The 16,344-nt window shown below is 69.0% G+C and carries 16 protein-coding genes; 9 read left to right on the forward strand and 7 right to left on the reverse strand.

The window, feature by feature from the left end; genetic code table 11:
• The first annotated feature begins 235 nt into the window (after nt 1–235).
• The 9 genes from rpmH to BN977_RS13920 all read left to right on the forward strand — a co-directional run bounded on the left by rpmH (nt 236) and on the right by BN977_RS13920 (nt 6,490).
• On the forward strand, nt 236–379 hold the full coding sequence (rpmH, locus tag BN977_RS31875) for a 50S ribosomal protein L34 (protein ID WP_073695092.1): 144 nt from the start codon (nt 236–238) through the stop codon (nt 377–379).
• A 20-nt stretch (nt 380–399) separates the two neighbouring features.
• The gene (rnpA, locus tag BN977_RS13885; protein WP_036397929.1) at nt 400–762 is read left to right on the forward strand and encodes a ribonuclease P protein component; all 363 of its coding nucleotides are present in this window, start codon (nt 400–402) and stop codon (nt 760–762) included.
• Complete coding sequence (gene yidD / locus BN977_RS31880) at nt 759–1,043, forward strand: membrane protein insertion efficiency factor YidD (RefSeq protein ID WP_081664384.1); 285 nt, start codon at nt 759–761, stop codon at nt 1,041–1,043. The genes rnpA and yidD overlap by 4 nt, the downstream gene beginning before the upstream one ends.
• 43 nt (nt 1,044–1,086) lie before the next feature.
• Nucleotides 1,087–2,127: a membrane protein insertase YidC gene (gene yidC / locus BN977_RS13895; protein ID WP_046873339.1), complete on the forward strand. Its 1,041-nt coding sequence runs from the start codon at nt 1,087–1,089 to the stop codon at nt 2,125–2,127.
• Between the two features lie 99 nt (nt 2,128–2,226).
• On the forward strand, nt 2,227–2,766 hold the full coding sequence (locus BN977_RS13900; RefSeq protein ID WP_036397930.1) for a Jag family protein: 540 nt from the start codon (nt 2,227–2,229) through the stop codon (nt 2,764–2,766).
• A gap of 60 nt (nt 2,767–2,826) precedes the next feature.
• Entirely contained in the window at nt 2,827–3,519 is a 693-nt protein-coding gene (gene rsmG, locus BN977_RS13905) for a 16S rRNA (guanine(527)-N(7))-methyltransferase RsmG (RefSeq protein ID WP_036397931.1), read from the forward strand.
• Complete coding sequence (locus BN977_RS13910) at nt 3,516–4,490, forward strand: ParA family protein (RefSeq protein ID WP_024452472.1); 975 nt, start codon at nt 3,516–3,518, stop codon at nt 4,488–4,490. Before rsmG ends, BN977_RS13910 begins: the two co-directional genes overlap by 4 nt.
• Complete coding sequence (locus BN977_RS13915) at nt 4,487–5,485, forward strand: ParB/RepB/Spo0J family partition protein (protein WP_036397932.1); 999 nt, start codon at nt 4,487–4,489, stop codon at nt 5,483–5,485. The genes BN977_RS13910 and BN977_RS13915 overlap by 4 nt, the downstream gene beginning before the upstream one ends.
• 261 nt (nt 5,486–5,746) lie before the next feature.
• Complete coding sequence (locus BN977_RS13920; protein ID WP_036397933.1) at nt 5,747–6,490, forward strand: hypothetical protein; 744 nt, start codon at nt 5,747–5,749, stop codon at nt 6,488–6,490.
• A gap of 13 nt (nt 6,491–6,503) precedes the next feature.
• On the opposite strand, the gene BN977_RS13925 is transcribed toward BN977_RS13920, so the two are convergent.
• The 7 genes from BN977_RS13925 to BN977_RS13955 all read right to left on the reverse strand — a co-directional run bounded on the left by BN977_RS13925 (nt 6,504) and on the right by BN977_RS13955 (nt 16,272).
• Nucleotides 6,504–7,700 (reverse strand): N-acetylmuramoyl-L-alanine amidase, encoded by a 1,197-nt coding sequence (locus tag BN977_RS13925; RefSeq protein WP_024452469.1) that lies wholly within the window; start codon nt 7,698–7,700, stop codon nt 6,504–6,506.
• A 127-nt stretch (nt 7,701–7,827) separates the two neighbouring features.
• Nucleotides 7,828–8,160 (reverse strand): thioredoxin, encoded by a 333-nt coding sequence (gene trxA, locus BN977_RS13930; protein WP_024452468.1) that lies wholly within the window; start codon nt 8,158–8,160, stop codon nt 7,828–7,830.
• A gap of 28 nt (nt 8,161–8,188) precedes the next feature.
• Entirely contained in the window at nt 8,189–9,139 is a 951-nt protein-coding gene (trxB, locus tag BN977_RS13935) for a thioredoxin-disulfide reductase (protein WP_036397934.1), read from the reverse strand.
• A gap of 96 nt (nt 9,140–9,235) precedes the next feature.
• Nucleotides 9,236–9,739: an RsmA family anti-sigma factor gene (locus BN977_RS13940; protein ID WP_051561348.1), complete on the reverse strand. Its 504-nt coding sequence runs from the start codon at nt 9,737–9,739 to the stop codon at nt 9,236–9,238.
• A gap of 7 nt (nt 9,740–9,746) precedes the next feature.
• Nucleotides 9,747–10,313 (reverse strand): RNA polymerase sigma factor SigM, encoded by a 567-nt coding sequence (gene sigM, locus BN977_RS13945; protein WP_036397935.1) that lies wholly within the window; start codon nt 10,311–10,313, stop codon nt 9,747–9,749.
• A 107-nt stretch (nt 10,314–10,420) separates the two neighbouring features.
• Complete coding sequence (locus BN977_RS13950) at nt 10,421–13,948, reverse strand: murein biosynthesis integral membrane protein MurJ (protein ID WP_051561349.1); 3,528 nt, start codon at nt 13,946–13,948, stop codon at nt 10,421–10,423.
• Complete coding sequence (locus BN977_RS13955) at nt 13,945–16,272, reverse strand: hypothetical protein (RefSeq protein WP_051561547.1); 2,328 nt, start codon at nt 16,270–16,272, stop codon at nt 13,945–13,947. The genes BN977_RS13950 and BN977_RS13955 overlap by 4 nt, the downstream gene beginning before the upstream one ends.
• Between the last annotated feature and the right edge of the window lie 72 nt (nt 16,273–16,344).

Raw genomic sequence — 16,344 nt, forward strand, 5'->3', positions numbered from 1 at the left:
TCGTGCGAAGCCGGGGATGCGGCGCGGGGACGAGGTTTGACCCAGGGAAATCTCGTCAGTACCCTCGAGCAGTCGCCCGCACGTGGTGATACGGCTGCGACCCGGGTAACCGGGGACCGCGCCGGTTAGTACATGAGATCGACGAGCTTACCCATGGTGGCCGTGGTCGCATCGGCACGGGATTCTCGTGGCGGTGTGGTTGTGGTCACCCCATATGTAACAAGGAGAAACAGCCGTGGCCAAGGGCAAGCGGACTTTCCAGCCGAACAACCGCCGCCGGGCCCGCGTGCACGGTTTCCGTCTGCGGATGCGTACCCGTGCCGGGCGCGCCATCGTGTCGGCTCGGCGCGGCAAGGGTCGCCGTTCTCTGACTGCCTGATTCGATCAGGGCTCAGGGCGGTGCTTCCGGCCCGAAACCGGATGACCCGGTCGACTGATTTCGGTGTCACGGTTCGTCAAGGCGTGCGGGCAACTCAGCCCGACCTCGTCGTGCACGCATTGCGTGGCGACGCCGGTGACCTGACTGACGGCCCCAAGATCGGTTTCGTCGTGTCCAAGTCCGTCGGGAACGCGGTGCAACGGCACCAGGTGTCCCGGCGGCTTCGTCATGTCGTGCGCACGATGCTCGACGACCTGGACACCTCGGACCGGGTGGTCATCCGTGCGCTGCCGGGCAGCCGCGATGCGCAGTCCGCGCGTCTGGAGTCGGAGTTGCGCGCGGCTCTCAAACGCACCCGGATCACGGCCGGAGCCGGATCGTGACGGGCCGCGCTGCCCGGAGCGTCATCTTCGTCATCCAGCTCTACCGCACGATGGTGTCGCCGTTGCGGCTACCCACGTGCCGTTTCACCCCGACTTGTAGTGCGTACGCCGTCGATGCCTTGACCGAATGGGGCCTGATCCGCGGCGGATGGTTGGCCGTGGTGCGGCTGGCCAAATGTGGGCCATGGCATCGCGGCGGATGGGATCCGATACCCGAGCGGTGCCAACACTGCGCCGGGGCAACCTCAGCGGAAGTCGTCAGGAGCGATTCTCTTGTTTAACTGGTTCAGCCTGGACATCATCTATTACCCGGTGTCGGGCATCATGTGGGTCTGGTACAAGCTGTTCGCGCTGGTGCTCGGCCCGTCGAACTTCTTCGCCTGGGCGTTGTCGGTGATGTTCCTGGTGTTCTCGCTGCGCGCGATCCTCTACAAGCCGTTCGTCCGCCAGATCCGCACCACGCGGCAGATGCAGGAGCTGCAGCCGCAGATCAAGGCGCTGCAGAAGAAGTACGGCAAGGACCGCCAGAAGATGGCGCTGGAGATGCAGAAGCTCCAGAAGGAACACGGGTTCAATCCGATTCTCGGCTGCCTGCCGATGTTGGCTCAGATCCCGGTGTTCCTCGGGCTGTTCCACGTGCTGCGGTCGTTCAACCGGACCCAGGGTGGCTTCGGCCAGATCCACCTGACCGTCGAGCAGAACCGGGCGACAGGGAACTACGTCTTCAGCCCGGCCGACGTCGCGCACTTCCTGGACGCGAACCTGTTCGGTGCGCCGCTGGGCGCCACCATGATCCAGACCACCGGTCTGGACGCGTTCACCGAATTCAACCGTGCCGCGGTGATCGGGGTCGGCCTGCCGATCATGATCCTGGCCGGCATCGCGACCTACTTCAACAGCCGCGCCTCGGTGGCCCGGCAGAGCCCGGAAGCGGCCGCGAATCCGCAGACCGCGATGATGAACAAGCTGGCGCTGTACGTCTTTCCGCTGGGTGTCGTGGTGGGTGGTCCGTTCCTGCCGCTGGCCATCATCCTGTACTGGTTCGCCAACAACATCTGGACCTTCGGTCAGCAGCACTACGTGTTCGGCAGGATCGAGAAGGAAGAAGAGGCCAAGAAGCAGGAGGCCATCGCGCGGCGCGCGGCGAACGCCCCCGCGCCGGGCAAGAAGCCCAATCGGGCCAAGAAGGCGGCGCAGGAGATCACGAAGTCCGACGCCGTCGTGGACGGGGTGGACGCAGACGGTGCGGTGGACGATTCGGTCGAGGACTCACCGTCCAAGACAGACGGCGGCGGCGCAGGTGGCAGCGCGTCGAACAAGACGCCGCGACCGGGCGCACGGCCGAACCGAAAACCCAAGCGCTGACCCCGCTGCGCGGATCGACGCGAACAAGCCAAGTCGGACGGCCAGACGACGGAACGAATGGTTCCGGACGCCGGACCGGCAGAGTAAGGAGAAGACGATATGACTGATGCCGAAACCACCGAGCGCACCGAGGACACGGTCGCGGCGGATACCGACACCGTGGGCTCGGACGATCTCGAGGAGCGACTCGTCGCCGAGGGTGAGATCGCGGGTGACTATCTGGAGGAGCTGTTGGACCTCCTGGACTTCGACGGCGATATCGACCTCGACGTCGAGGGCGACCGTGCCGTGGTGAGCATCGACGGCGGCAGCGACCTGAACAAGTTGGTCGGCCGCAAGGGCGAGGTGCTCGACGCGCTGCAGGAGTTGACCCGGCTGGCGGTGCACCAGAAGACCGGCGAGCGCAGCAGGCTGATGCTGGACATCGCACGCTGGCGTCGTCGTCGTCGTGACGAGCTGGCGGCGCTGGGCGACAAGGTGGCGCGCCGGGTGGCCGCCTCGGGGGAGCGCGAGGAGCTGTCGCCCATGACGCCGTTCGAGCGCAAGATCGTGCACGACGCCGTGGCCGCCGTGGGCGGGGTGCGCAGCGAGAGCGAGGGCGCCGAGCCCTCCCGCCGCGTCGTCGTTCTGCCGGCCTGAATTACAGGGATGTAGTTCCGAGCGACACAATCAAGGCCGTCGGCCTGGGTCATCCGGAGGATGTTTCACGTGAAACATGGCGAACTGAGTCCGGCTCCCCAGTCGGCGGCCTTGTGCTTTGGCGAGCGCCTCGATCTGGCGCACCGGTACGGCGAGATTCTGGCCGGCGCCGGGATCGAGTGGGGCTTGATCGGACCGTCCGAGGTCGATCGCCTATGGGAGCGCCACCTTCTCAACAGCGGTGCGATTGCCGAGTTGATGCGTTCGGGCGAGCGCGTCGGGGATATCGGCAGTGGCGCCGGGTTGCCCGGAATTCCCTTGGCGATAGCTCGCCCGGACGTGCGGGTGGTTCTGGTCGAACCGCTGCTGCGCCGGAGCGAGTTCCTCCGCGAGGTGGTCGCTGAACTCGGGCTGGACGTCACGGTGGTGCGGGGTCGGGCGGAGGATCCGGCGGTGCGTGATGAGGTGGGGGAGTTGGACACGGTGACCTCGCGAGCGGTCGCCTCATTGGACAAGTTGACTCGGTGGAGCATGCCGCTGCTGCGTGTCGGCGGCCGCATGCTGGCACTCAAAGGCGAGCGCGCCGAGTCGGAAATCAGTGAGCACGAGCGGACGCTGCGTTCGCTTGGTGCCACCGACGTAAGGGTGGTGAGATGTGGCGTGGACTATTTGAATCCACCCGCAACCGTGGTCGCGGCCACGCGCGGTCAGCGAGCGGATCGCCCGGCACGATCCGGCAGGAGGAAGCGATGACAGCGGGACCGGCACAGCCGCCCGACGGCGCCGATGTTTCACGTGAAACGTGGACCCCCGACGGTGCCGGCACCTGGCGGGGCGACCCGGGCATCGATACACCGATCGCCGCCGAGGCCGAGCGGGCCACCCGGCTGCTGCACAATCGCGAGGGCGGATTGCCGAAGCCCCAACGCCAGCGCGTCTTCACCATCGCGAACCAGAAGGGCGGGGTCGGCAAGACGACCACCGCGGTGAACATCGCGGCCGCACTGGCCCGGCAAGGGCTGCAGACGTTGGTGATCGATCTCGATCCGCAGGGCAACGCGAGCACCGCCTTGGGGATCGAGCACCGGCAGGGCACCCCGTCGTCGTACGAGGTGTTGATCGGCGAGATCCCGCTGCACACCGCCCTGCAGCGCAGCCCGCACAACGAGCGACTGTTCTGTGTGCCGGCCACCATCGATCTGGCCGGCGCCGAGATCGAACTCGTCAGCATGGTGGCTCGGGAAGGCCGGCTGCGGACCGCGCTGGCCGAACTGAAACAGCACAGTTTCGACTACGTCTTCATCGACTGCCCGCCGTCGCTGGGCCTGCTCACCATCAACGCGCTCGTCGCCGCCCCGGAGGTGTTGATCCCCATCCAGTGCGAGTACTACGCGCTGGAAGGGGTGGGCCAGCTGCTGCGCAATATCGAGATGGTGAAGGCGCATCTGAATCCCGAACTGGACGTCACCACCGTGGTGCTGACCATGTACGACGGGCGCACCCGGTTGGCCGATCAGGTGGCCGAGGATGTGCGCGCACACTTCGGTGACAAGGTGCTCAAGACGGTGATCCCGCGCAGCGTGAAGGTCTCCGAGGCCCCCGGCTACGGGATGACCATCCTGGATTACGATCCCGGTTCACGTGGCGCGATGAGCTATCTCGACGCCAGTCGCGAGATTGCACGGCGCGGGCAGGACGGCGAGCAGCGGAGGGCACAAGGATGAACCAACCGGCCAAGAAACGCAGCGGACTGGGACGCGGTCTGGCGTCGCTGATCCCGACCGGTCCCGCCGACGCCGACCCGCTGGGCACCAAGATGGGCAGTGCGGCCGCCGATGTGCTGCTCGGTGGACCGAGCGCCGACACGGCGCCGAACACCCCGCCGGCCGCCGTCTCGGAATTCGGCGCGGTGTACCGGGAGATCGATCCGAAACTCATCGAGCCCAACCCGCGTCAGCCGCGCCAGGTGTTCGACGAAGAAGCACTCGCCGAGATGGTGCACTCCATCAAGGAGTTCGGCGTCATGCAGCCCATCGTGGTTCGCGAGCTGCCCGGCAACGGAGACGGCGCCCGGTACCAGTTGGTGATGGGGGAGCGGCGGTGGCGGGCCTCCCAGGAAGCCGGGTTGGCCGTCATCCCGGCCATCGTCCGGGAGACCGCCGACGGTGACATGCTGCGCGACGCCCTGCTGGAGAACATCCACCGGGCGCAGCTGAATCCACTGGAAGAGGCGGCGGCCTACCAGCAGCTGCTCGAGGAGTTCGGCGTGACGCACGACGAACTGGCGGTACGCATCGGGCGCTCCCGCCCGCTCATCTCCAACATGATCCGGCTGCTGCGTCTGCCGATCGCCGTGCAGCGCCGGGTGGCGGCCGGCGTGCTGTCGGCCGGTCACGCCCGCGCCTTGCTGGCGCTGGAAGGCGGACCGGAGCAGCAGGAGGAACTCGCGGCGCGCATCGTCGCCGAGGGACTATCGGTGCGCGCGACCGAGGAGGCCGTCACGCTGGCCAACCGGAACGGCCCCGCAGATCCGCCGGCTCCGCGCCGCAAGCCGATCCAGATGCCGGGACTGCAGGACGTCGCCGAACAGCTGTCGACGGCCTTCGACACCCGGGTGACGGTGAGCCTGGGTAAGCGCAAGGGCAAGATCGTCGTCGAGTTCGGGTCGGTGGACGATCTGCAGCGCATCGTCGACCTGATGAACGCCAGCAAGCCGTGATGAGCCGAATTGGGCGCTGCAGTGCCTGACCCAGGGACAACGGCGAATTACGTCACTGTGACACTCGATCATCGGACGGTCGGGGCGAGCGCCTCGTTCGGCGGAGATGTGTTGTGCAGCAGCAGCTTTCGGAATCGGATCGATTTCGGACGGCAAACCGGCCGGATCTGGGCCGCGCGTGGCGCGCTCTCGTATTCTGGAAGGGCAGCCGAGCCGGTCATGCCATCATGTGCCGGGAGTTTGTGAGAGTCGGGGGTCGAAGTGTCATCGCGAATCACGCCGCTCCGGCTGGAGGCGTTCGATCAGCTGCCCAAGCATGCCCGGCGGTGCGTGTTCTGGGAGGTCGATCCGTCGACCGTGGGTGGTGACGACCACCTGGCCGACCCGGAATTCGAGAAAGAAGCCTGGCTGTCCATGGTCATGCTGGAGTGGGGGTCGTGCGGGCAGATCGCCGTCGAGTGCGCACCCGAGCCCGGCCGGCGCGAGATGGCGCCCGAGTTGCTGGGGGAGTCGGCCTGTCTGGGCTATGCCTTCTACGCCCCGCCGGGGGCGGTGCCGCGGGCGCGGCGCTTTCCCACCGGACCGGTCAGCGCCGACGCGGTCCTGCTGACCTCGTTGGGTGTCGATGCCTGCGATGAGGCCGGGGTACTGCCGCGCGGGTTGATCGCCGCGGTGGTCGCCGATCTGGTGCGCCGCGGTGTGCGCGCACTGGAGGCCTTCGGCCGGACACCGGCGGTGCTCACGGTCGATCCGGCGGCCGTACCCGCGGATCTGCAGCCGGTCATCGAGGTACTCGGCGACTGCAGCCCCGAACAGTGCATCATCGACGTAGAGCTGTTGGCCGAGGCCGGATTCGAAGTGGTGGCGCCGCACCCGTACGTGCCGCGCCTGCGGCTCGAGCTGGAGCAGGGTCTCGGCTGGAAGGCCGATGTGGAGGCCGCACTGGAGCGCCTGCTGGAGTCGGCCCGCATCGAGGTACCGATCGGGGCGGTGCCGTGCGGGTGACGACGGGTCGCGACTAGCTGGGGGAGACCCGGCCGGCCTGCTCGACCGAGAGTTCGTGGGCCAGCAGTTCGGCGAAGGTGAAGGTGCCGGTGGGGCGGTCGTTCTTGCCCAACAGGTAGAGGCGTTTGACCGCGGCCAGCATGCCTTCGGCGATGGCGTCACGAGTTGCGCTGGAAGCCAACAACTGTCGGTCGTGCGCATTGGTGATGTAGCCCAAATCGACCTGCACAGTCGGCATTCTGGTCAAGCGCAGCAGATCCCAGGTCCGGCCGTGGGTACGGCAGTCACGTAAACCGGTGCGCGCCACCACTTCCCGCTGGATGAAGTCGGCGAGGTTGCGGCCGATGGTGGACACCGATCCATGCGAATTGCCGAAGTGGAACGAGGCCACCCCGCTGGCGGCCGGGCTCACATGACTGCTGCAGCGCAGGCTGATCATCAGGTCGGCACCGACGGTGTTGGCGGTGGCCGCCCGTTCGGCATCCGAGGGGCTGCGGCCGACCGGCCGGGACAGGAAGGTGTCCATCCCGATCGCCGTCATCCGGCCTTCGAGACGACTTGCCAAGTCCCACAGGATGTCCGCTTCGCTGATCGGACCGTCGGGGCCCTGCAGGATCAGCCCGTGGTCGCCGCCACCGCGCCCCGGATCGATGATGATGCGCTTGCCGGACAGCTGGGGGCCGGACCGGCGTACCAGCTCCTCCTCGCGGATCGCGTGGATCGAGCCGCCGGTGACCCGGGAGCCGAGAAAATACAAGGAGCGCAACGTTTCCGGGCCGCAGATGCCGTCCGGGAACAATCCGTACTCGCGCTGGTAGGACATCAGGGCGTTGTGCGTCTGCAGACCGAAATGGCCGTCCACCAAGCCGGTGTAGAACCCGAGGTCCTGGAGCCGGGCCTGCAGGGTCGCCACGTCGTCGCCGTACATCGGCGCACCGAACTGGTGGGCCAGGGTGCGGGCGCCCAGTTGGTAGGACGCCTCCTTCAGGGCGCGGAAGGTGGCCTCGCCGACCATGCCGTCGACCAGGAGACCGCGGTGCTGCTGGAAGGCCCGGACCGCGTGGTCCAGTTCGTCGTCGAACACGTCCAGGGCGATGTGCTTGCCGGTGGACAGATCCGCGTCGGGATTGTCCAGCAGTCCCAGCGCAGCCAGCGCCGCCCTGATCTCGGTGACCGCTGCGCCCCGGTCACCTCGACGCAGTATCGACATACCTGGCCTTTCAGATGCGCTGCAGCCGGACACGTGCCGACGACTGCTGGACGGACTGACAGCATTGTCGCAGATACGCGCCAAAATCCGGAAAACCCCGGGGTGCAGAGTGACTGCGCGTTACCTGTTAGATGTGCTCGGCAATCTCCCGGAGCAGGGCGGCCTTGCCCTTCGCCCCGACGATACGCTTCACCGGCTCGCCGTCCTTGAACAAGATCATCGTGGGGATGGACACCACCTGGAAATCACGGGCGGTTTCCGGGTTCGCATCCACGTCGAGCTTGGCCACCCGCAGATCGCCGGTCTTCTCCTTGGCGATCTCCTCGAGCACCGGGGCGACCATCTTGCACGGACCGCACCAGGTGGCCCAGAAGTCCACCAACACCGGGGTGGAGCTGGACAGCACATCCTGGCCGAACGAGGCGTCGGTGACGGTGCTGGTAGCGGAATCTTCGCTCATGTGATCCTCCTGATCGAGTTGGGAATGCCTAAACCGTTGCGGCAGCGTAGTTTTCGGCCAGCCAACGCTCGGTGTCGATGGCGGCCGAACAGCCCGAACCGGCGGCGGTGATGGCCTGCCGGTAGGTGTGGTCCACCAAATCGCCTGCGGCGAAGACACCTTCGACCGAGGTCGCGGTGCTGCGTCCGAGCACCTTGACATAGCCCTCGTCGTCCAGGTCGACCTGACCGCGCACCAGTTCCGAGCGCGGGTCGTGCCCGATCGCGACGAACACACCGGTCACCGGAAGCTTGGATTCCTCGCCGGTCACCGTGTTCCGCAACCGGATTCCGGTGACCTTCGGGTCACCCTCGATCTCGGTGACCGCGGTGTTGGTGAGGAACGTGATCTTCTCGTTGGCCTGCGCGCGCTCCAGCATGATCTTGGACGCGCGGAACTCGTCGCGGCGGTGGATCAGGGTGACGCTGCGTGCGAACCTGGTCAGGAACGTGGCCTCCTCCATCGCCGAGTCACCGCCACCGATGACCGCGATGTCCTGGTCGCGGAAGAAGAACCCGTCACAGGTGGCGCAGGTGCTCACGCCGAGACCGATGCGCTCCTGCTCGCCGGGCACGCCGAGGTGACGGGCCGCGGCGCCCATGGCGAGGATCACCGCGCGGGCCTGGTGCGTCTCGTCACCGACGGTCACCTTCTTGATCGGGCCGGACAGGTCGACCGCGTCGACGTCCTCCATGCGCAGGTCGGCACCGAACCGCAGCGCCTGCTCGCGCATCTCGTCCATCAGGTTCGGGCCGGTGATGCCCTCCCGGAAACCGGGATAGTTCTCGACCTCGGTGGTGGTCATCAACGCCCCACCGAATTGGATGCCCTCGAACACCACTGGCTTCAGTTGTGCGCGGGCGGTGTACACCGCGGCCGTGTAACCGGCCGGTCCCGAGCCGATGATGATCACGTCGTGGATCTCGGATGAGCTTGACATCGTGGGTGCGAGGCCTTTCTGCCGTGTGAAACCGGCGTGAGTTCAAACATCAGGGTAGGCCCCACTGTTCCCGGGGGCGCGTTGCGGTGGTGGCAGTCAGGGCCGGGGCAGCGTGGTCTCGGCGAGGGTGGCGCCGTGTGCCGCGTCGCAACCGGTGTCCAACGTGACGGCCTGCACGTCGGTGGGGCGCGTCCCGGGGAACACCACCACCACCGCCGGCCGCCCGGCCACCGTGACGGGAGTGGCCCCCAGGATCGGCTGCGCCGGATCCCGGCGCAGCCCGCGTAGGCAGGCTGCCCAGCGCTGCGGCTCGGCCAGTGCGCCCAGATCGGCGGGCCGGCCCAGCAGGGCCAGGATGTCTGCTCGGGACAGCGGCATCGGCGCTGGCCGGTGCGCGACGGTGATCTGCTGGGCCGTCGGCCCGGCGCTGCGTGGCGGTGCCGACGTATCGCTCAGCGCCACCGCGCCGAGCCCGAGACCGGCCAGCACGGCGGCCACGCCGCACACCAGCGCCGTGCGTCGCCAACGCAGCGGCCGCGCGGCATGGGCGGGTCCGGCCGGCTCGTCGCCGATCGCGTCCGCTGGTTGGGCACCGTGCACCCGTCCATCATGGCGCGGCCGGCACGGTGCGCTCGGCCAGCACGTGCGCCAGTGTCGCGCGCGCCCTGGCCCGTCGGCTCTTGACGGTGCCCTCGGCGACGCCCAGCATGCTGGCCGTCTCGGCGACCGAAAAGCCCTGCATGTCCACCGCGACGACGGCGGCCCGCTGCTCGACGGGCAGCCGCATCAGCGCCCGCTCCACCACGATCGCGGTGTCCACCTGCGCCGTCTCGTCGTCCACCGGCCAGACGTCATCCTCCAGCGGTGACGTGGGGCGAGCCTTGCGTCGCCGCAACCGGTCCAGGCAGGCGTTGAGCACGATGCGGTGCAGCCAGCTGCTGACCGACGACCCGTGCCGGAACGTCGCGGCGGCACAATGCGCCGACAGCATCGCCTCCTGCAGCGCGTCCCCGGCATCCTCCGGACTGCGGGTGGTGAAGCGCGCCAGCCGGTACAACGGCCGCCGGTAGCGGAGGAACAGCTCCTCGAACGCGAAACGGTCACCGGCGACGTGCGCGGCGAGCAGCTGTGCGTCGGTGCGCTGCCGGCCGGAATTCCCCCCGAAATTCTCCACAGCCGAACCCTATGGAGGCGGCGGAACCCCTCATTACAGTTCTTCTGGCACCTGTGTCAAAAAGGCGCTGACCAGCGCATTGAATATGCACAGGTTGGGGATAACCGTCAGGACTTGGCCTTGAGGGTGATCTCGGAGATGTCGCTGCGGTTCTTACCGTCCACCGTGCCCAGCGTCGAGATCCACACCAATACATACGACGTCGGGGACGCGTTCGGGATGGTGATGGTGTTGGACCCCTTCTTCAGCGGGGTGGCCGGGGCCAGAACGGTGGTGTCCTCCAGCTTGGCCGGATTCGCCGACTGTGCCGACCGGATCTGCACGGCGGTGCCGGTGCTGGTGACGTCGACGGTCACCGATGCCAGCGTGGTGGGCTGGGACAGCTGCAGCATCAGGCCGACCCCGTTCTTGAAGTTCGGGAACGGGTTCGGATCGGAATAGGTATCGGTGGGCCACACCGTCGCCGGGTTGCCGTCGATGGCAAGCCCGGCCAGGGTCGGTTCATCGGCCTCGCCCTCGGGCGAATAGACCGTGGCCCGCACGGGCTTGACCACGTCGCCGTCGGCCGAACTCGACGAACTGGTGGGGGCGTTGAGTCCCAGCTCCTGCTTGTCCAGGGAGCCACCGACGTCACCGAAGATCCGATTGAGCACCGAGGCCAGCACGACCAGGGCGATCACCACGATCACCCCGGCCGCGGACAGGCCGATGATCAGACCCTTCCGGCGGCGGGCCACGGTGTCCGGGTCGCCGGCGGCCACGGCGCTGAACGGCCGTGCCGGTGCGGCCGCGCCGGCACCGTCGACGGGCGCGATGTAGTCGGTGCGGTCGGCGACGGCGGTGGCCTGCTGCAGCAGGTTCAGCAGGGTGGGGGCGCTGCGGATGCCGCCGCCTTCCTGCACGGCTCGCGCCGCGGCGGCCGAGATCTGGAACGGGATGTCGCGGTCCACCGAGCGCGGTTCGACGGGCTGGCCGGCGCCGTCCACGTCGGCCGGGGCCAGGCCGCTGTGCACCCCGGCTTCCGGCAGCGGCCAGCGGTTGACCAACAGCGCGTACAGGGCGGCGCCGATCCCGCGGATGTCGTCCTCGGGGGTGCCCGACGGCAGCGTGGCGGGAAACGCCAGCGCCACATCGCCCTCGATGCTGACCCGGACCCGGCTGGGATCGTCGATCGACAGCGCCACCCCGGACCGGTGCGCCGCCTCGGCCGCGGCCGCCAGCGACTGGATGGCCCGGGCCCCGCCGATCGGCGACGGTGCGGTCTCGGCCACCTCGGCCAGCGAGCCGCCGCGGATCCATTCCGCGACCACCAGCCCGCCCGTCGCGGTGCGCGCGACGTCGAGGATCTGGGCGATGCCGGGCGAGTTGATCTTGCTGAGCTTCGACGTGCGGGCGAGGATGTCCTGCACTTCGCTGTCGGGCAGTTGGCCGTCCGGGTCGATGAAGGTCAGCGCCACCTGCCGGTCCAGCGCGGTGTCCAGGGCGTGCCAGAACTGCAGGTGCGGCGGCCCGCCGTGGAAGACCAGCAGCCGGTACCGGCCGCCGGCGATGATCGCGCCGGGGATCAGGTGGACATCTTCCTCACCCGGCAGGCGGGACCCGGGTGTGGCGGTCTCGATCGCGGGCTCGCGGGGCGGATCGAACGGCAACTGCTCGCGGGTGGGGTCGCCGCCGTAGTCGGCGGCCGGCCGCGCGGGGATGTCCGGCTGGAACTCACCGGCATCGGCCCGAGGAATCCGCGTGGTGGGACCGGCGCCGGTACCCGCCTCGGCAGGTCCGTCAGCGCCTGGCGGGAACCCGCTTCCGGGTTGGTCGGCCACCATGTGTCCTTTCCGTGTGCCCGCCCCGGCGGGACGCTGCGATGTGTACGAATTCCTCTGGTCAGGGTAATTGACCCGCGGGACCGGCCGCTGGGAGATAACGCGCGGAGGCGGCACGACGGGTGCGGCCGGCGCGCGTCCCAGCCGGCGCCGCACCGCACGCAGCGCGGCCTGGGCGTCGGGTACCCGGGCGGCCAGCAGTACACCGGCGATGATCGGCAGCATGATGATGCCGAGGATGAGCAGCCGCAGCAGCGAGCCGGCCGCACCACCGTGCTCGGTGAGCTTCTCGACGCCGAGCAGTTGGTCCACCACGTGCGCCACCAGCCCCGCGACCATCGACCCGGCGATCGTCACCAGGATGGTGCGCACCACGTCGACGCTGATCAGCCCGCCGGCCCTGGGCGGCAGCAGCGGTGCGAGGTTGGCCCGCAGCACCACGTGGCCGATGGTGGCCCCGGCCAGGAAACCCAGCCCGTTGGCCAGTCCGAGGTACCCGGCGACCAGTTCGGGGTCGGTCACCAGGTGTCCGACCAGCACCGAGGCCACGATCTTGACGGCGGTGATCACCAGGATCAGCACGATCGGGATCCACGGCTGCTCTCTGGCGTAGAACACCCGCAGCTGCAGTAGCACCAGCGCGTAGGGGATGAGGGTGAACGCGGACAGGGTGATCGCCATACCGAGGTACCCGGCGTCGGTCGCGCCGAAATTGCCGTACGCGAACAGCGCCGAGCCGATCGCGGGTCCGGCGACGGTCATGAACGCCACGATCGGGATCAGGGTGATCATGGTCAGCCGGGTGGCCAGCGACAGATCGGCCAGGATCGCCGGGCCGTTCTCGGCGGCGGCGTTGCGGGACAGCCGGGGCATCACCACGGTCAGCACGGTGACGCCGATCATCCCGAACGGCAGTTGCAGCACCAGCCAGGTGTAGTTGTAGATCGCCGGGCCGGAGGCGGCGGCCGCGCTGGCGATCTGGTTGCCGACGATCAAACCGATCTGGCTGATCAGCACGTACAGCACCATCGCGGCGGCCATCGTGCCGAACTTCTTGAGCCGGTCGTCCACACCCCACAACGGCCGCAGGCTGATCCGCTCCCGCCGGATGGCGACGAGCAACACCGCCGCCTGCGCGACGACGCCCAGCGTGGTGCCGATGCCGAGGACCAGTAGCTTGGCGTTGCCCATCTCGACGGGGTCCAGCGACAGTTCGCCGGGCACCAGCAGATACAGCCCGAGGGTGGCGATGGCGACGACGTTGTTGACCACCGGCGCCCAGGCCGGTGGTCCGAACACGTTGCGGGTGTTCAGGATTGCCATGTACACCGACGTCAGGCCGTAGAAGATGACCTGCGGCAGCAGCAGATACGCGAACGCGGTGGTGAGCGGCCGGTTCACCTGCGGATCGCCGCCCAGCATCAGATCGACGAGCAGCGGCGCGGCGGCTACCGAGACGATCGTGGCGATCAGCAGCAGGGTGGTGGCCAGGGTGACCAGTCTGCGCACGAAAGCCGTTCCGCCATCGGCGTCGTCGCGTTCGGCACGGGCCAGCACCGGCACGAAGATGGCGGTGAACGTGGCCTCCAGCACCAGGGCGGCCACCAGATTGGGCAGTTGGTTGGCCACGGTGAAGGAGCTCGACAGCGCCGCGCCGAGGATGGCGGCCAGCAGCACGATGCGGAAGAAGCCGGTGATCCGGCTGACCAGGGTGGCGAACGCCATGCCCCAGGACCGGGACACCACGGCCGAATCCGACAGTTCCTTGCGCGGGACTGCAGCGGACCCGCGGGAGGCGCGTTGCGGTGCGTTCATCGGTCGTCGTCAGGGGCGTGGGCCAGCGCGGTGTCGAGCGGATCGGGCCGGTGGACCCGGGTCGGCGGCACCAGATCGGCGCGGTCGGGCTGGCCGCGGAACCGGTGCCAGAGGCGCCGGCCGACCAGCAGCGCAAGGATCACCCCTCCGGTCAGGGTGATGAAGAACAGCACCTTGCCGTAGGCGTTGGAGTGCACCGACAGCCGGACCTGCTCACCCAGTGGCATCCCGTCGACGGTGCTCAACCCGACGTCCACGGCGACGCGCTGGGTGAAGTGCACCTCGATCGGGACGCGCAGCGGCAGATAGCCGGGCGGCAGTTCGATCTCACCCGGGTCGGTCACCGTCATCCCGGGCGGGGCGTCGATGTGCAGCCGCACCCGGATGGGCACCGGCAGGTCGTTGCGCAGGGCCAGCGGCAGCGGGCTGCGTTCGGTCGCCAGGGTGTAGGAGCCGCCGGGGTTGACGATGGTCACCGCATGCACGATGTCGGACACCGTCCGGGTGACCGTCGAAAGCCGTTGCTGCGCAAGCCCGTTACGCGCGTCGGGCGGTACCGTCTGGCTCAGCGCGCGCAGCATGTCCTCACGCAGCGGCGCGGTGTAGGCCGCGCCGGTCAGTCCGGTCTGCTGGTCGGTGGTCAGCGCCGAGGTGAGCTGCCACAACCGCGCGGTGGTCAGGCCGATGCCGGCGATGACGTCGTCGTCGAACCGGGCGCGCGGGTTGGCGTCGATGGCCGGTGGGGGGCTGTCCACCGGCGGCGCTGCGGCCGTGGTCTCGGCGATCAGGGCGGGCAGCGGTCGCGGCACCGCCAGCCCGGCGCGGATGGCGCTGGAGATCGCGCTGAACACCGCCTGGGCTTCGTCCGGCCGCAGATTCCAGCCCAGCGGCGGCATGACGATCTGGGTGCGCGGCTCACTGTCCGGGCGCAGGCCGCGCCAGAGCAGCGCGCCCAGCGCATCCTGCAGGCGGGCCACCGCGGAGTCGTGTTTGAGCGGGATCGTCAGCGACGAATCGACGTAGGTCGGGGTCTGCGGATCGGTACCGGCGCCGGCCAGCGCGGCGCCCACCATGGGATCGAACGGGGCGGTGACCACCTGCGGCGCGTCGCGGCGCGGTTGCAACGCCACCGGGTCGGAGCCGGCACCGGTCAGCGGGGCGGCGGCGATCGCGACGGTCGGGCCCTGGGTGCCGAGGAGCTGGACCGCCCGCTGGGTCAACGGGCCGTCCCCGAGCAGGGTCGCGCCGCGTACCGACTTCACCCCGAGAATCTGGTCGACGATATCGGCCGCCGAGGCGACGGCGGCGCCGTTCAACGCGGCGTCCCCCACCCGGTCCAGGGCGTCCAGATCGGCCTGGGCGTACACCGTCGAGGTCACACACGTCCGCTGCGCCAGCACCTTGAGCCGATTGAGCCAATCCACCGCCGCGTCCTTGCCGGTGCCGGGCCGGGTGAGCGCGCCCATGCCGCCGTCGGGCTCGGTGCTGACCACATAGCCCGCGGTCATCGCGTTCACGGTGACCAGCAGGTCCGGGTCCACCGCCAGGCACAGCGCGGTGCGCACCGTGCCGTCCGGATCGACCTCGGGGCTGGTCGCGAAGTCGGCCGCCGACAGCAGGGTGTCCAGGCGGCCGCCGGAGGCCAGCGAGGTGGCCAGGTCGTCGTCGATCAGTCGCACCGGTGTGGTGCCGCCGGGGATGCCGGCGGCCAGCCGGGGCCGGTCGGCCAGCGGCCACAGCACCGTGGTGGCCACCGGCTTGGTGGTGTCGGGTGCGACGACGGCGCCGAGCGCGGCGGCCCCGTCCGCCGGGCCTGCGCTGTCCGTCGGGTCGGCCGGCACGCCGAGCACCGGGAGCAGGAAGCGGGCGTCGTCGAGGCGGGCCGGCTCGCCGTAGTCGGGGGTGCCGTTGACGTTCACCAACACCGGGTAGACGCCCGGTTTGTCGATGCGCAGCGACGGCAGCCGGTCGGCCCGCACGGGATAGCTCAGGGTGAACGGGACCTGCTGCCCGCGCTCCAATTCCGGTGCCACCGTGATGAAGTCGGCCACCGGTTCGTACTGGTCCAGGTTCCCGGAGAGATTGGTGCGCAGCCCGGGTGCGGCCGTCACGGCAGCGGCGTGCTCCAGCCGTACGACGACATCGCGCACCGGCCGGTCGCCGATGTTGCTCACGGTGCCGGTGACGGTGACCACCGCGTCGCTGGTGGTGGTGACGATGTCGGGGGTGACGCGGTCGATCTGCAACTGCAGGAACTGCGCCGAACCGGGTTCCCCCGCGGCCGCGCGCGGCGATATCGCGGGGCCGGCGAACAGCATGAGCATCGCGACGGCGGCGAGGAAGCGGAGGATCGGCGGGCAGGAGCGAAGCGACAGGGGAATGTGGGCCGCCACCGC

The organism is Mycolicibacterium cosmeticum (genome assembly GCF_000613185.1).
In the GTDB taxonomy this organism is placed as follows: Bacteria; Actinomycetota; Actinomycetes; order Mycobacteriales; family Mycobacteriaceae; genus Mycobacterium; species Mycobacterium cosmeticum.

Bases quoted from the DNA above. Each gene is read 5' to 3' on its own strand.
- BN977_RS13915 (WP_036397932.1), top strand. From the start codon at position 4,487: ATGAACCAACCGGCCAAGAAACGCAGCGGACTGGGACGCGGTCTGGCG.
- rsmG (WP_036397931.1), top strand. From the start codon at position 2,827: ATGTTTCACGTGAAACATGGCGAACTGAGTCCGGCTCCCCAGTCGGCG.
- trxB (WP_036397934.1), bottom strand. From the start codon at position 9,139: ATGTCAAGCTCATCCGAGATCCACGACGTGATCATCATCGGCTCGGGA.
- yidC (WP_046873339.1), top strand. From the start codon at position 1,087: ATGTGGGTCTGGTACAAGCTGTTCGCGCTGGTGCTCGGCCCGTCGAAC.
- BN977_RS13900 (WP_036397930.1), top strand. From the start codon at position 2,227: ATGACTGATGCCGAAACCACCGAGCGCACCGAGGACACGGTCGCGGCG.
- trxA (WP_024452468.1), bottom strand. From the start codon at position 8,160: ATGAGCGAAGATTCCGCTACCAGCACCGTCACCGACGCCTCGTTCGGC.
- BN977_RS13950 (WP_051561349.1), bottom strand. From the start codon at position 13,948: ATGAACGCACCGCAACGCGCCTCCCGCGGGTCCGCTGCAGTCCCGCGC.
- BN977_RS13910 (WP_024452472.1), top strand. From the start codon at position 3,516: ATGACAGCGGGACCGGCACAGCCGCCCGACGGCGCCGATGTTTCACGT.
- BN977_RS13925 (WP_024452469.1), bottom strand. From the start codon at position 7,700: ATGTCGATACTGCGTCGAGGTGACCGGGGCGCAGCGGTCACCGAGATC.
- BN977_RS13955 (WP_051561547.1), bottom strand. From the start codon at position 16,272: ATGCTCATGCTGTTCGCCGGCCCCGCGATATCGCCGCGCGCGGCCGCG.